Origin of the sequence: Streptomyces sp. NPDC005408 (assembly GCF_040606445.1) — a bacterium.
GTDB lineage: Bacteria > Actinomycetota > Actinomycetes > Streptomycetales > Streptomycetaceae > Streptomyces.
This window is the reverse complement of the sequence record NZ_JBEXEX010000003.1, coordinates 214,729-228,871: the sequence shown is the minus strand read 5'-3', so window position 1 is coordinate 228,871 and position 14,143 is coordinate 214,729. Positions and strand designations below refer to the sequence as shown.

The window sequence follows — 14,143 nt, the reverse complement described above, 5'->3', positions numbered from 1 at the left end:
CCCCGTTCCCTAGTGAGGCCCGCTGCCTCGGTCAGCTCTGATGCGACTCGTAGTGGGCGACCGCGTCGGCCGTGCGACCGGCGCCGTACACACGGAGGAACTCTGCCAGCTCGGGGTGGCTCGGGGCGAGGGAGTCCGCCGCATCGATGATGTCGCCCGCCGCTGACACGGAGCGCAGCAGCGACTGGATCTCGCGTACGACACGACGAACTGTCGGCGCACCCGAGCTGCTTGTGCTCTGGCTTGTGCCGGTCAGCACGGAGCCCCCCTGCGACTTCTTGATGACTTCCATCCGATCGGTGGCCTCGACCGCGCTGACACTGCCGTCGGCGACCTGGCTGGCCAAGTCCTGCAGTGCCTGCACGCGCTGGACCACCGCGGGGTTGCCGATCTTGGCGCGCTGGCCGCTCATCAGCTGGGAGAGCATCGGTGCCGACAGCCCGAGCACCGCCGCGAGGCGGGCCTGGTTCAGACCCAGATCATCGATGAGCCGACGGAAGAGCGCCCCCAATGGCTCTCCGTACCAGCTGCGCTGCAATTCTCTGGCTCTGGCGGTTGTTTCCTGCTGAGCGGCGTCCATCGCGTCTCCCCATCGCTTCCCCAAAGCGGGCTTCGCTGCTGCGAACCACGACGAGCATCTTACGGAGCGTGGTCGCCGACGGGGAGTCCCAATCCTTTTGCAGGATTCAGGCGGTCACCCGGTACTCTGGTCTGCGGCGGTGGCTGAGGGCGCGTTTCTGCTCGGCCGTACCCACCCTTCCGGGGCCTTAGCTCAGTTGGTAGAGCGCTGTCTTTGCATGGCAGATGTCAGGGGTTCGACTCCCCTAGGCTCCACAGCGACAAGGGCGCTCCGATCTGTCGAGAACAGATCGGGGCGCCCTTTTTTGCTGCCTTGTACTGCCTTGCCGCCCTGCCCGCACGGTGGATTGGGCCGTCCGGGTGGTGTTCATCAGAAGAACTGCGGAGCGACGGCGTCGCTCCCGCACTTCTCGAGATGCGTACACATCATGAGAAAGGTATGTAGATCGCTCAACCTGAAAGTGAGGGGTCATGGCCGCCATCAAGGTCAGAAATCTGTGGACCGCGTTCATCACCGCGTTCTTTGCGCTGCTTGCCTCGGTGGGGCTGACCACAGCCTCCACCGCCGCGCGCCGGCCGGCCGTCCGGACGCCGGAGGCGCTGGACCTGCCGAAGCAGGCGCGTCGGCACATCGTCCGGCCGACGGTGCCCGCGCCCAGTACAGGATGGAGCCCTACGGCGCGGGACAGGTCGCTGCCGCCGACCATCAAGCAGCGCATCCGCGCCGAGGCGCATGGGTCGTCGCCGGCCAGCCGCCATCTGCCCGCGATCGACGCCGACAGTGCCGACCTCGCCGACTTCGACCCGAGCTCGGCCTCCGCACACGGCGCGAACACGGCGCTCGCCCCGGCCTGAGGCGCCGGGATCACTCACGTTTCCCGGCGCCACCAGCCCCACGGGCGGTATGCGATCAGCGCTCGTCGCGGTCCGAAGCCTCCGCCTCGTCCTGCTTCGCCTGTACCTCGGGGTCCAGGTCTCCCTCTCCACTGCCGTCGACGGACGTCAGCGGTGCTCGGTCGGAGACCTCCGTGGCAGCGGGCGGTTCCACCAGCCAGTCGGGGTTGGCCTGCTTGTCCCACCACTTCCAGGCCGCGAAAGCTGCACCGGCCAGCACACCGATGATCGCGAGACCCTTGGCAAGACGCGCGGCCTTCGAGCGCCGTTCGTGCTTCCTCACCAGCTTCTGAATCTCCTTCGCCGTCACCTGTCCGCGCAGCGCGGCCAGTGCGGCAACGGAGCGGGCCGCAGCCTCCTCCCGTACGGGCTGAGCGACGGCCATCGCGTACTCGACACGCGGAACGGTGTAATCCGCCGCCTGACGAGCGGCCCTCCGAGCCTGAACCGCGGCTCGGTGCGTGGCCTCGTCCACCTTCGGCGGCACATGCGGCGCAATACGCGCGTCGTACTGAACACGGGCCTGATAGGCGGCCTTGGAGACTGTGGGCGCGAGCCGTACGCGGGCCTCGTGCGCATAATGCGCGGCCTGGTCCTTGGCCGTACCGGCGTAGGGCGCCACCACTTCCGCGGCGTGCAGCACGCTGTCCTTCGCCGTACCGGTCGCGGCGCGCACGCTGTCCATGCGGGTCACGGGATCCTCCTCCTCGGTGGCGTTCTGGGCGGCTGGGATTTACTCCCAGTTAGGCATAGATTCGCCTTTCCGCCCGTTTGGAAATCATGCCTGTTGAGTGCTGCCTCGGCATGCGGGGCGGGCATCCGGGTCATCTAGGGACCTTGCGGACGACGATGCCACGATTCGTCCCACAGCGCGCCGCTCCGGCGACGACTCGACGCCTTTTATCCGCAGACGCCTCTTCCGTGCGAGGATCGTCAGACGTCAGCGAAGACTTACGGAAGGCAGATCGTGGCCGAGCAGCTTTACGCCACCTTGAAGACCAACCAAGGCGACATTGAGATCCGGCTTCTGCCGAACCACGCGCCCAAGACGGTCAAGAATTTCGTGGAGCTCGCCAAGGGTGAGCGCGAATGGACGCACCCTGCGACCGGCAAGAAGTCCACGGACAAGCTGTACGACGGCACGGTCTTCCACCGCGTGATCAGCGGTTTCATGATCCAGGGAGGCGACCCGCTGGGCAACGGCACGGGTGGCCCCGGATACGAGTTCCAGGACGAGTTCCACCCCGACCTCGCCTTCGACAAGCCGTACCTGCTGGCCATGGCGAACGCCGGCCCGAGCACCAACGGCTCGCAGTTCTTCATCACCGTCTCGCCCACCGCCTGGCTGACCCGCAAGCACACCATCTTCGGTGAGGTCAGCAGCGAGGCGGGCAAGAAGGTCGTGGACGCGATCGCGGGCACCCAGACCAACCCGCGCACCGACCGCCCCCTCAACGATGTCTTGATCGAGTCCGTCGTCGTGGAGACCCGCGAGGCCTGAGCCCCGGGGATTCTGAGGGATATCCAGGGATATCCAGGGAACCAATTCGCCCCGCTCATCCGTATGGATGGGCGGGGCGGTGTGTTGAGCTAGGGAGACAGAGGGACCTCATGGACCAGGCGCCAGGCAGTCCGCATCAGCCGCAGGATGCGCACGGCCCCAGCTGCTACCGGCATCCGGGGCGTGAGACCGGCATCAGGTGCACCCGCTGCGAGCGGCCCATATGCCCGGAGTGCATGGTCAGCGCTTCGGTCGGGTTCCAGTGCCCGGAGTGCGTCCGTTCGGGATCCGGTACGGGGCACGGGCTGAGCGCGAACCGGCCGCGGACGGTCGCCGGAGGTGCCGTGGCGGCCAGTCCCCATCTGGTCACCAAGATCCTTCTGGCGATCAATCTCGCCGTGTTCGTCGCCGCGCTGGCGAGCGACCGTGTGGTCAACGATCTGGCGCTGATCGCACAGTGGCCGCCGGCGCCGTTCATCCCGGTGGACGGTGTCGCCGAGGGCCAGTGGTACCGGCTCTTCACGTCGATGTTCCTGCATCAGCAGATCTGGCACATCGCGTTCAACATGCTGGGCCTGTGGTGGCTCGGAGGCCCTCTGGAGCAGGCGCTGGGCCGCATCCGCTATCTCGCGCTCTATCTGCTCTCCGGGCTGGCAGGCAGCGCCTTCACATATCTGATCGCGGCCCCGGACGAGGCGTCTCTGGGTGCCTCGGGCGCCATCTTCGGACTGCTCGGCGCCACCGCCGTACTGATGCGCCGCCTCAACTACGACATGCGGCCGGTCATCGCGCTGCTCGCGCTGAACCTGCTCTTCACCTTCACCTGGTCCGGTATCGCCTGGGAGGCGCACGTCGGCGGCCTGGTCGCAGGCACGGCCATCGCCTTCGGCCTGGTGCACGCGCCCCGCGAACACCGCACCCTCGTGCAGGCCGGGACCTGCGCGCTGGTCCTGCTGGCGACCGTCGTGATGGTGGTGGCCAGGACCGTCTCGCTCACCTGAGCGGGACCTTTCCCCAAAGTTGTCCACAGCGTGTGCCCGATCTTGTGCATGCTGTGGGGAACAAGCGTGCCCCTTGTCGCTGAGCTGGGTTTTCCCAGCAGGGACAAGGGGCGGGACGCTTCACCAAGATGGCCGATGCAGTCACACCGGCGTCAATGCTTTGAGGGTTATCCACAGATCGTCTGACCTTTTCCCCACTGTGGACAACGCTGTGGATAACCTCAGGGCAGGGCTTGACGGCGAGACTGCGGAGAAGCTACTTCCACTGGGTGGATACGCCGAAGCCGGCGGCGATGAAGCCGAAGCCGGCAACGATGTTCCAGTTGCCGAAGCTCTTGATCGGAAGGTCGCCCTCGGTGACATAGAAGAGGACGATCCAGGCAAGGCCGATCAGGAAAAGCGCGAGCATCACCGGTGCGACCCAGCTGCGGTTGGTCAGCTTGATGCTGGTCGCCTTCGACGCCGGCGGCGGCGTGAAGTCGGCCTTCTTGCGGATACGTGACTTCGGCACGAGGGACTCTCCTGTCGATGCGCTGCGTGACCGCGCAGGGAACTGTGGCTTGACGCCAGGGGCTGGAGCGAGGGGGACCACCGCCTCCCCCGGGCGTCCGTTAGCGTAGTGCTTCCGCGGCGCCTGAGGAGATAAGGGTACGTTGAGCAATTCTGCCGACTCCCCACAAGGGCCGGACAACCGCTTTGACAGTCAGGAAGGTGGGCGAAGCTCGATGAGGGGTGGTGGTCGGGTGACGGGCGGGACCGTCCGGCTGCTGACGGCTGCTGTATTCGCCCTCGCCGGGCTGATCTTCGTGACCAGCTTCAACACCGCCAAGGGCACCAACATCCGTACGGATGCCTCGATGCTGAAGCTTTCCGACCTGATTCAGCAGCGCAGCACCAAGAACGCCGACCTCGACGAGTCCACGGGGGCGGTACGCGACGACGTCGACGCCCTCGCCCGGCGCGACGATGGTTCCACCAAGGCCGAGGACTTGAAGCTCGCAGCCCTGGAGAAGGTCGCGGGCACCGCGAAGGTCAGCGGCCCCGCCCTCACCGTCACCCTCAACGACGCTCCGCCGAACGCCCAGGCGGCCCCCGGCTACCCCGAGCCGCAGGCCAACGACCTGGTCATCCACCAGCAGGACCTGCAGGCCGTCGTCAACGCCCTGTGGCGGGGCGGCGCCAGGGGCATCCAGGTCATGGACCAACGCCTGATCTCCACCAGCGCCGTGCGGTGCGTGGGCAACACCCTGATCCTCCAGGGACGCGTCTACTCCCCGCCGTACAAGGTCACCGCGGTCGGCGACCGGGGCGTGCTCAAGAAGGCGCTCGCCGCCTCCCCGGCGATCCAGAACTACCAGCTGTATGTGAAGGCCTACGGCCTCGGCTGGAAAGTCGACGAGCGTGAGGCGGTGACTCTCCCCGGCTACTCGGGCACAGTGGATCTCCACTACGCGAAGCCCGTGCAGTAGCGCCTGGGGGGTCGGTGGGGGAGACGGTGTCGGTACGGCTGATCGTCAGGACCTTCAGCGAACTCTGCATCACCGTCGGTACCTTGATCGTGCTCTTTGTCGTGTATGTGCTGTTCTGGACCGGTGTGAAGGCCGGCAGCGCGACCGAAGGCCAGATCGACAGGCTCCAGGAGGAGTGGTCGCAGGGACCGATCGCGGCCCCCGCCCCGGCACCGGCCCCGGCCCCGGCCCCTGGGAGCACGACCACGCCCGCTCCTTCCGCCCCCGAGGAGTACCGCGACGGCAAGCCCTTCGCGGTCATGTACATCCCCCGCTTCGGCGGGAGTTGGGACTGGCCGGTCCTGCAAGGCACCTCGACGGGCACCCTCAAGAAGGGCCTCGGGCACTACGCATCCACCGCCGCGCTCGGCGGCAGCGGCAACTTCTCGGTCGCGGGCCATCGGCGTACGTACGGCGATCCCTTCAAGGACATCCCCGAGCTGCGGCCCGGGGACGCGGTGGTGCTGACGGACGGGACGACCTGGTTCACGTACCGCATCGACAAGAAGCCCTACCGGACCGTCCCGAGCGATGTCGGTGTCATCGATCCCGTTCCGGTGAAGTCCGGATTCGACGGGCCAGGGCGCTATCTGACGCTGACCACCTGCGACCCGGAGTGGGGCAGCAGCCACCGGCTGATCGCCTGGGCGCATCTGGACGCCACCCAGCCTGTGACCGACGGCAAACCGGAAGCTTTGCGCAGCTGACCCATGTGCCCCTGCCGCCCTTTAGTCTGGTGCGGTACCAAACGGAAAGGGACAGCATGTACGGCTGGATCTGGCGGCGTCTGCCGGGCAACGCATGGGTGCGAGCGCTTCTCTCGCTCGTGCTGGTCCTCGCGGTCGTCTACGTGCTGTTCCAGTACGTCTTCCCGTGGGCGGAGCCGCTGCTTCCGTTCAACGATGTGACGGTCGACGGAGCAGGGGCCGCTCGATGAGCGCGCGCATCCTGGTCGTCGACAACTACGACAGCTTCGTCTTCAACCTCGTCCAGTACCTGTACCAGCTCGGTGCGGAGTGCGAGGTCGTGCGCAACGACGAGGTGGCACTGGAGCATGCGCAGGACGGCTTCGACGGGGTGCTGCTGTCCCCCGGGCCCGGAGCGCCCGAGCAGGCCGGTGTCTGCATCGAGATGGTGCGGCACTGCGCCGACACCGGAGTGCCGGTCTTCGGCGTCTGCCTGGGGATGCAGTCGATGGCGGTGGCGTACGGCGGTGTGGTGGGCCGGGCCCCCGAACTGCTGCACGGCAAGACCTCGCCGGTCACGCACGAGGGCAAGGGTGTCTTCGCCGGGCTGCCCTCGCCGTTCACCGCGACCCGCTACCACTCGCTGGCCGCTGAGCCGGCGGAGCTCCCGGACGAGCTGGAGGTCACGGCACGGACGGCGGACGGCATCATCATGGGGCTGCGCCACCGTGAAGTGGCCGTCGAGGGCGTGCAGTTCCACCCCGAGTCGGTCCTCACCGAGCACGGGCATCTGATGCTCGCCAACTGGCTGGAGCAGTGCGGCGACACCGGGGCGGTCGGGCGTTCGGCGGGGCTCGCACCGGTGGTGGGCAAGGCTGTGGCGTGAGCGCTCAGCGTCCTGAGGACGGGTATGAGTACGACCCGTTGACGGATCCGCTGCCGCCGGGGGAGCAAGGGTCGCCGTGGTTCCGTGCCACGAACGCCCAGGAGGAGGAGGAGCAGCCTCAGGCCCCTCAGCCGCAGCCCCCTCAGCCGCAGCCCCCTCAGCCTCAGGCCCCTACGCCCCAGGAGTGGTATGACCCCGCGGGCTATCAGCGGGACTGGTACGCGCAGGAGCAACAACCGGAACCGGAACCTCCGTCCGCGCCGTACGAGACCGTCGCGAACCCTCAGCAGATATCCGAGCCGGTACCCGTGTCCGAGCCGATACCCGTGCCGGACGACGAGACCGTCGCCCTGCGCACATCGGACACCCGGCGCGCGGCGGAGACCCCCGCAGGTCCCGGCCGTGCCGAGCGCCGCCGTGCGGCCAAGGCCCGGGGCCGTAAGCGCCCCGAGCCCGCTTCCGCCACCCCCGACTCCGCCGCGCCCGCCAAACCCCTTTCACGCGTCGAGGCCCGCCGCGCCGCGCGTGCCGCGAAGGACAGCCCTGCCGTCATCGCCAGCCGCGCCATCGGTGAGTTCTTCATCAGCTTCGGTGTGCTGATGCTGCTGTTCGTCACCTACCAGCTCTGGTGGACGAACATCCGCGCCGGGCAGGAGGCAAGCCAGGAGACGAACAAGATCCAGGACGGCTGGGCGAAGGGCCGCAAGCCCGGGGTTTTCGAGCCCGGGCAGGGCTTCGCCATCATGCACATCCCCAAGCTGGATGTGGTGGTCCCGATCGCCGAGGGCATCAGCAAGCACAAGGTCCTCGACCGCGGAATGGTGGGCCACTACGGCGAGGGGAAGCTCAAGACCGCGATGCCCTCGGACAAGGTGGGCAACTTCGCGGTCGCGGGTCACCGCAACACCCACGGTGAACCGTTCCGGTACATCAACCGTCTACAGCCGGGGGACCCGATCGTCGTCGAGACGCAGGACGCGTACTACACGTACAAGATGGTGAGCATCCTCCCCCAGACCTCGCCGTCGAACGTGAACGTGATCGCTCCGGTCCCGCAGGGTTCCGAGTTCACCGGGCCGGGCCGGTACATCACGCTGACGACGTGTACGCCGGAATTCACGAGTACGTATCGAATGATCGTGTGGGGCAAGATGGTCGAGGAACGGCCGCGCAGCAAGGGCAAACCCGACGCGCTCGTCGGCTGAACGCTGTGGGTGCGGTGGGTGCTCTGGGACTTCAAGACGGGAAAAGGTGCAGTGTCACGTGCGCGTAGCCGGGTCGCCGGTGTCATCAGTGTCTTCGGCGAACTGCTGATCACCGCGGGCGTGGTGCTGGGGCTCTTTGTCGTCTACTCACTGTGGTGGACGAACGTTCTCGCCGACCGTGAGGCCTCCAAGCAGGGCGACCACATTCGTGACGGTTGGGCCGCCCGCGGTCCCGGCGCCCTCGACACCAAGGACGGCATCGGCTTCCTCCACGTACCCGCCATGAAGAACGGCGAGGTGCTGGTGAAGAAGGGGACCGACTCCAAGAGCCTCAACGACGGCATCGCGGGCTACTACATGGACCCGATCAAGTCGGCGCTCCCCTGGGACGGCAAGGGCAACTTCACGCTGGCCGCGCACCGCGACGGCCACGGAGCCAAGTTCCACAACATCCACAAGCTGAAGGACGGCGACCCGATCGTCTTCGAGACTCGGGACACCTGGTACGTCTACAAGGTCTACAAGGAGCTTCGGGAGACCTCGAAGTACAACGTGGATGTGCTGCAGCCGGTCCCGAAGGAGTCGGGGAAGACGAAGCCGGGCCGCTACATAACGCTGACGACCTGCACGCCCGTCTACACCTCGGACTACCGCTACATCGTGTGGGGGGAGCTGGTGCGCACGGAGAAGGTCGACCAGGACCGTACGCCGCCGGCGGAGCTGGGCTAGCAGGTACAGCTGCGCATACGGCGCGCGGCGCGTGCAGGCGGCGCGTACAGCAGGAGGCCCCGGTCACCCATGAAGGGTGCCGGGGCCTCCTGCTGTATCGGGGCTGCTATCCGCCGCCGCCGATGAATCCGCCGTTGCCGCCGCCGTTGTTTCCGCCACCGATCGTCTGAAGCACGATTGTGGTGGTCGCCGGGTCCGCCTGGGTGCCGGGCTGCGGGTTCATACCGCTCACGATGGCGTTGTCGTCAGTGGGGCTGCCGGGCGCGAACTGGATGTTCGTGAAGCCGCTCTGGGCCAGGATCTGCTTGGCCTCGGAGACCTTCCTGGTCCTGACCTCGGGAACCGGCACCTGCGTCTGCTGGGGGCCCTTGGAGACCTTCAGCGTGACCGTGGAACCCTTGACGGCCTTCGAGTTGCCCGTGGGGTCCTGCTCGGTGACCTGGCCCGCGGGCTGATCGGAGTCCACATCGACCCGTGCGACCGTGAACTCAAGGGTCTCGAGCTGGCTCTTGGCGTCATCGAACGTGCTGCCCACGACCGGAGGCACGGTGACCTTGGCCTGCTTGGCCACGGTCAGGGTGACCTTGGTGCCCTTCTCGGCCTGGGTGCCGCCCCTGGGGTCCTGCTCGAGCACCGTGCCCGGGTCCTGATCGGAGGACTCGGTCTCCACGACCTTGACGTCGTTGAAGCCCTTGCGGGCCAGCTCGTCCTTGGCCTTCTCCAGCGACTTCTCCGTGACGTCCGGCACCTCGACCTTGGGCGCGCCCTCGGAGACGACGGCCTGGATGGTCTCGCCCTGCTGCATCTTGCCGCTGGCCGGCGTCTGGCTGCAGATGCTGCCCTTGGGCTGGTCGCAGCGCTGCCTACCGGACTCGGCGAGCTTGACGCCGGCGTTCGTCGCGAGTGTCTGGGCTTCTCCGAAGGGCTTGCCGACGAGCTGCGGCACCGGCACATCGCCACTGCCGCCGTCGTTGCCGCCGAACACGGCCTTTCCGATCAGCACCGCGCCGACCAGCACCAGGATGCCCGCCAGCACCAGCAGGATCGTCGAGGTGTTCGACTTCTTCTGGCGGCGGCGGCCCGGGCGGTCGTCGTAACCGTCGTAGCCCCCGTCGTTCGGGTTCATCGGCGGAAGCATCGACGTCTGGCCCGCCGGGTCGGTCTGGCGCAGCGCCGTGGTCGGCTGGTCGTCCGGGGCGTATCCGCCGTAGCCGACCGCACCCATCGCCGCCGTCGCCGCGACCGGCTGGCCGTCGAGGCACGCCTCGATGTCCGCGCGCATCTCGTCGGCCGACTGGTAGCGGTAGTCGGGGTCCTTGACCAGGGCCCGCAGGACGATGGCGTCCATCTCGGGCGTGATCTCGGGGTCGAAGTTGCTCGGCGGCTGCGGCTCCTCGCGTACATGCTGATACGCCACTGCCACCGGGGAGTCGCCCACGAAGGGCGGACGCACGGTGAGGAGCTCGTACAGCAGGCAGCCGGTGGAGTACAGGTCGGAGCGCGCGTCGACCTGCTCGCCCTTTGCCTGCTCCGGGGAGAGGTACTGCGCGGTGCCGATGACGGCCGCGGTCTGGGTCATCGTCATGCCGGAGTCGCCCATGGCGCGGGCGATGCCGAAGTCCATGACCTTGACCTGGCCGGTGCGCGTCAGCATGACGTTCGCCGGCTTGATGTCGCGGTGGACGATCCCGTTGCGGTGGGAGTACTCGAGCGCCTGGAGGATGCCGATGGTCATCTCGAGCGTGCGCTCGGGAAGCAGCTTGCGCCCGGAGTGCAGCAGCTCTCTGAGCGTGGAGCCGTCGACGTACTCCATGACGATGTACGGGATCGAGACCCCGTCGACATAGTCCTCGCCCGTGTCGTAGACCGCGACGATCGCCGGGTGGTTGAGCGAGGCGGCCGACTGGGCCTCACGGCGGAACCGGGCCTGGAAGGACGGGTCGCGGGCGAGATCGGCCCGCAGCGTCTTCACGGCGACGGTGCGGCCGAGCCGGGTGTCGTGGGCGAGGTAGACCTCCGCCATGCCACCACGGCCGAGCACCGAGCCCAGTTCGTACCGGCCGCCGAGGCGACGCGGCTCTTCCATAACTGTTCCAGCCCTCTCCGTCAGTCCCGACCGCACCCGTGTGTGGTCCGGCGGTGTGCTGTTCGCGCATACGGTACCGGGCACGCACCACCTGATCGGCCCGCGACCGTCACCTGATACCCGACCGGTATCGCATTGTGCAGGTATGGGCGCCGGACGTGATCCGCGTCACTTCTTGCTCTCCAGTACCGCCTGCATCACGGCCTTGGCGATGGGGGCGGCGAGACCGCCACCCGAGATGTCGTCGCGGGCGGTGCCGCTGGAGTCCTCGACCACGACCGCCACAGCGACGGGTGAGCCGCTGTCGGTCTTCGCGTACGAGATGAACCAGGCGTAGGGACGCTTGGAGTTGTTCTCGCCGTGCTGGGCCGTGCCGGTCTTGCCGCCGACCGTGACGCCGTTGATCTGGGCGTTTTGGCCGGTGCCGTTCTTGACGACGTTCTCCATCATCTCCTGGAGGAGCTGCGCGTTCTTCTGAGAGAGCGGGCGGCTCATCTCCTGCGGCTCGTTCTTCTTGATGACGTCCAGGTTCGGAGCTTCCAGCTGGTCGATCATGTACGGCTTCATCAGCTTGCCGTCATTGGCGATCGCCGCGGTGACCATGGCCATCTGGAGGGGGGTGGTCGCAGTGTTGAACTGGCCGATGGAGGACAGGGCGTTCTGGGGGCGGTCCATCGCCTTGTCGTAGACGGAGGCGGCGGCACGCACCGGAGTGTCGATCTCGGGGTTGTTGAAGCCGAACTTCTGCGCCGTCTCCAGCATCTTGTCCCGGGTGACGGAGTCACCGAGCTTGGCGAAGACGGAGTTGCAGGAGACCCTGAGCGCCTCGTTCAGGCTGGCGTTCTTGCAGCCGGGAGCGTGGTTGACCATCGGCTTGCTGATGGTGGGCAGGATGTACGGCTCAGGGGTGTCCGTCGGAGCGTTGATGTCGTCGATCACGCCGTGCTCCAGCGCGGCGGCCGCGGTGACCACCTTGAAGGTGGAGCCGGGCGGGTAGACCTCGCGCAGCGCGCGGTTGAGCTTCGGCTTGTCCTTGTCCTTCTCGAGGCTCACCCACGATTTCTCGTCCTTGGCCGAGTAGCCGGCGAAGGTCGAGGGGTCGTACGAAGGAGTCGAGGCGAGAGCGAGGATCTTGCCGGTCTGCGGGTCGATGGCCGCGACGGCGCCCTTCTTGGACCCGAGGCCCTCGAAAGCAGCCTTCTGAGCCGCGGCGTTCAGGGTGGTGACGACATTGCCACCCTTCTTCTTGTCGCCCGTGAACATCGCCATCGTGCGATCGAAGAAGAGCTGATCCGAGTTGCCGGTGAGGATGCCGTCCTCGAGCTTCTCGATCTGGTTGGCGTCGTAGGCCTGCGAGGCGTACCCGGTCACCGGTGCCCACATGGCGCCGTCGATGTAGGTGCGCTTGTACTTGTAGAACTTGTCGTCGGTCGCTGTGGAGCCCGTGATCGGCTTGCCGTCCACGATGATGTTGCCGCGCTCGTAGGCGTATCGCTCGATCAGTACGCGCTTGTTGTTCTTGTGAGTGTTGAGCTCCTCGCTCTGGATGTACTGGACCCAGTTGGTACGGATCAGCAGGGCGAGGACGAGGAGGCCGCAGAAGATCGCGACCCGGCGCAAGGGCTTGTTCACGGTCGGACCACCTGGGTCATTTCGGCGTCGGGGGACGGGGCAGGGGACGGCGCGGGACGGCGCGCGGTGTCGCTGATCCGGATCAGGATGGCGACGAGTGCCCAGTTGGTGATGACGGAGGAGCCGCCCTGCGCGAGGAACGGCATGGTCATACCGGTAAGCGGAATCAGGTTGAGGACGCCGCCGGCGACGATGAAGACCTGGAGGGCGAATGCCGAGGACAGGCCGATGGCGAGCAGCTTGCCGAAGGGGTCGCGGGCCGCGAGTGCCGTGCGCACACCGCGCTGCACAATCAGCGCGTAGATCAGGAAGATCGCCATCATTCCGGCGAGCCCCAGCTCCTCGCCGACCGTGCCGAGGATGAAGTCGCTCTTCGCGGCGAAGTTGATCAGGTCCGAGTTGCCCTGGCCGAGGCCCGTACCGAGGGTCCCACCGGAGCCGAAGGCGAACAGCGCTTGCGCCGCCTGGTCGGAGATCAGGCCCTTGGGCCGCTGTTCAGGCGGCAGGAAGATCGCCATCGGGTTGAGCCAGGCCGCGACACGGGCCTTGACGTGCGGTTCGAACGCCGCCACGACGACTGCGCCCACCGCCGACATCAGCAGGCCGAAGACGATCCAGCTGGTCCGCTCTGTGGCCACGTAGAGCATGACCACGAACATTCCGAAGAAGAGCAGTGAGGTGCCGAGGTCGGTCTCGAAGACGAGGATGAGGATGCTGAGCATCCAGACGGCGAGGATGGGGCCGAGGTCTCGGCCGCGAGGCAGGTACAGGCCCATGAAACGACGGCTGGCAAGGGCGAGCGCGTCGCGTTTCACCATCAGGTAGCCGGAGAAGAAGATCGCGATGATGATCTTCACGAACTCGCCGGGCTGGAGCGAGAGCGGCCCGAGACGGATCCAGATCTTCGCACCGAAGTTCGCGTCGTCCGCGGGGAAGAACGCAGGTGCTGCGAGCAGGATCAGCGCGACGGCCATCGAGATGTAGGTGAAGCGCTGCAGGACGCGATGGTCCTTGAGGAACACCAGCACACCGATGAACATGGCGACGCCCAGCGCCGACCACATCAGCTGGTTGGGGGCGGCGGCACCCTGGTAGGCCAGTCTCGGCGACTGGTCGAGCCGCCAGATCAGCACCAGGCCAAGGCCGTTGAGCAGTGTCGCCAGCGGCAGCAGCAGCGGGTCTGCGTATTTGGCGAACTTGCGCACCACGAGGTGGCCGACGCCTGCCAGCAGCCCCAGCCCCAGGCCGTAGGCGAGCATGCCGGCCGGGAGCTCGTCGTTCAGCGCGAGGCCCACATTGGCGTACGCGAACACCGGAATGACAACGGCGAACGCGAGCAGCATCAGCTCGGTGTTGCGGCGGCTCGGTGCTTCGATCGCGCCGATCGTGGTGGTGTTGGTGACAACGCTCATGGTGGAGAAGGCCCCCTACGGCCG

General features: G+C 67.1%; 15 protein-coding genes and 1 tRNA gene. 10 read left to right on the top strand and 6 right to left on the bottom strand.

Annotated elements, in window-relative coordinates:
- Nucleotides 1-31 precede the first annotated feature (31 nt).
- Nucleotides 32-580, bottom strand: coding sequence for a DNA-binding protein (locus ABZS64_RS05015; protein ID WP_355823227.1), 549 nt, complete (start codon nt 578-580; stop codon nt 32-34).
- Nucleotides 581-761: 181 nt separating this feature from the next.
- Between ABZS64_RS05015 and ABZS64_RS05010 the strand changes: the two genes are divergently transcribed.
- Both ABZS64_RS05010 and ABZS64_RS05005 read left to right on the top strand, forming a co-directional pair.
- Nucleotides 762-834: transfer RNA gene (locus ABZS64_RS05010), tRNA-Ala, on the top strand.
- 216 nt (nt 835-1,050) lie between these two features.
- Complete coding sequence (locus tag ABZS64_RS05005; RefSeq protein ID WP_355823224.1) at nt 1,051-1,434, top strand: DUF6344 domain-containing protein; 384 nt, start codon at nt 1,051-1,053, stop codon at nt 1,432-1,434.
- 55 nt (nt 1,435-1,489) lie between these two features.
- Here ABZS64_RS05005 and ABZS64_RS05000 read toward each other — a convergent pair whose 3' ends face one another.
- Nucleotides 1,490-2,167 (bottom strand): DUF5324 family protein, encoded by a 678-nt coding sequence (locus ABZS64_RS05000; RefSeq protein ID WP_355823221.1) that lies wholly within the window; start codon nt 2,165-2,167, stop codon nt 1,490-1,492.
- A 273-nt stretch (nt 2,168-2,440) separates the two neighbouring features.
- Here ABZS64_RS05000 and ABZS64_RS04995 point away from each other — a divergent pair, with 273 nt between their 5' ends.
- Both ABZS64_RS04995 and ABZS64_RS04990 read left to right on the top strand, forming a co-directional pair.
- Nucleotides 2,441-2,974 (top strand): peptidylprolyl isomerase, encoded by a 534-nt coding sequence (locus ABZS64_RS04995; RefSeq protein ID WP_355823218.1) that lies wholly within the window; start codon nt 2,441-2,443, stop codon nt 2,972-2,974.
- A gap of 110 nt (nt 2,975-3,084) precedes the next feature.
- Nucleotides 3,085-3,975, top strand: coding sequence for a rhomboid family intramembrane serine protease (locus ABZS64_RS04990; protein ID WP_355823215.1), 891 nt, complete (start codon nt 3,085-3,087; stop codon nt 3,973-3,975).
- 256 nt (nt 3,976-4,231) lie between these two features.
- Here ABZS64_RS04990 and crgA read toward each other — a convergent pair whose 3' ends face one another.
- On the bottom strand, nt 4,232-4,486 hold the full coding sequence (gene crgA, locus ABZS64_RS04985; protein WP_355823212.1) for a cell division protein CrgA: 255 nt from the start codon (nt 4,484-4,486) through the stop codon (nt 4,232-4,234).
- A gap of 214 nt (nt 4,487-4,700) precedes the next feature.
- On the opposite strand from crgA, the gene ABZS64_RS04980 reads away from it, so the two are divergent.
- The 6 genes from ABZS64_RS04980 to ABZS64_RS04955 are packed head-to-tail and all read left to right on the top strand — an operon-like array spanning nt 4,701 to nt 8,989.
- Complete coding sequence (locus ABZS64_RS04980) at nt 4,701-5,444, top strand: DUF881 domain-containing protein (protein ID WP_355823209.1); 744 nt, start codon at nt 4,701-4,703, stop codon at nt 5,442-5,444.
- 26 nt (nt 5,445-5,470) lie between these two features.
- Complete coding sequence (locus ABZS64_RS04975; protein ID WP_355823436.1) at nt 5,471-6,190, top strand: class E sortase; 720 nt, start codon at nt 5,471-5,473, stop codon at nt 6,188-6,190.
- 56 nt (nt 6,191-6,246) lie between these two features.
- Nucleotides 6,247-6,420 (top strand): hypothetical protein, encoded by a 174-nt coding sequence (locus ABZS64_RS04970; RefSeq protein ID WP_355823206.1) that lies wholly within the window; start codon nt 6,247-6,249, stop codon nt 6,418-6,420.
- A complete protein-coding gene (locus tag ABZS64_RS04965; RefSeq protein ID WP_355823203.1) occupies nt 6,417-7,055 on the top strand; it encodes an aminodeoxychorismate/anthranilate synthase component II in 639 nt (212 codons plus the stop codon). The genes ABZS64_RS04970 and ABZS64_RS04965 overlap by 4 nt, the downstream gene beginning before the upstream one ends.
- Entirely contained in the window at nt 7,052-8,260 is a 1,209-nt protein-coding gene (locus ABZS64_RS04960) for a class E sortase (protein WP_355823200.1), read from the top strand. Before ABZS64_RS04965 ends, ABZS64_RS04960 begins: the two co-directional genes overlap by 4 nt.
- Nucleotides 8,261-8,311: 51 nt before the next feature.
- Nucleotides 8,312-8,989 (top strand): class E sortase, encoded by a 678-nt coding sequence (locus tag ABZS64_RS04955; protein WP_355823198.1) that lies wholly within the window; start codon nt 8,312-8,314, stop codon nt 8,987-8,989.
- A gap of 106 nt (nt 8,990-9,095) precedes the next feature.
- On the opposite strand, the gene pknB is transcribed toward ABZS64_RS04955, so the two are convergent.
- The 3 genes from pknB to ABZS64_RS04940 form a co-directional block, all read right to left on the bottom strand.
- Entirely contained in the window at nt 9,096-11,075 is a 1,980-nt protein-coding gene (gene pknB / locus ABZS64_RS04950) for a Stk1 family PASTA domain-containing Ser/Thr kinase (RefSeq protein ID WP_355823195.1), read from the bottom strand.
- Between the two features lie 168 nt (nt 11,076-11,243).
- Nucleotides 11,244-12,707, bottom strand: a complete 1,464-nt coding sequence (locus ABZS64_RS04945) for a penicillin-binding transpeptidase domain-containing protein (RefSeq protein WP_355823193.1) — start codon at nt 12,705-12,707, stop codon at nt 11,244-11,246.
- Complete coding sequence (locus tag ABZS64_RS04940) at nt 12,704-14,119, bottom strand: FtsW/RodA/SpoVE family cell cycle protein (protein WP_355823190.1); 1,416 nt, start codon at nt 14,117-14,119, stop codon at nt 12,704-12,706. Before ABZS64_RS04940 ends, ABZS64_RS04945 begins: the two co-directional genes overlap by 4 nt.
- Nucleotides 14,120-14,143: the final 24 nt, after the last annotated feature.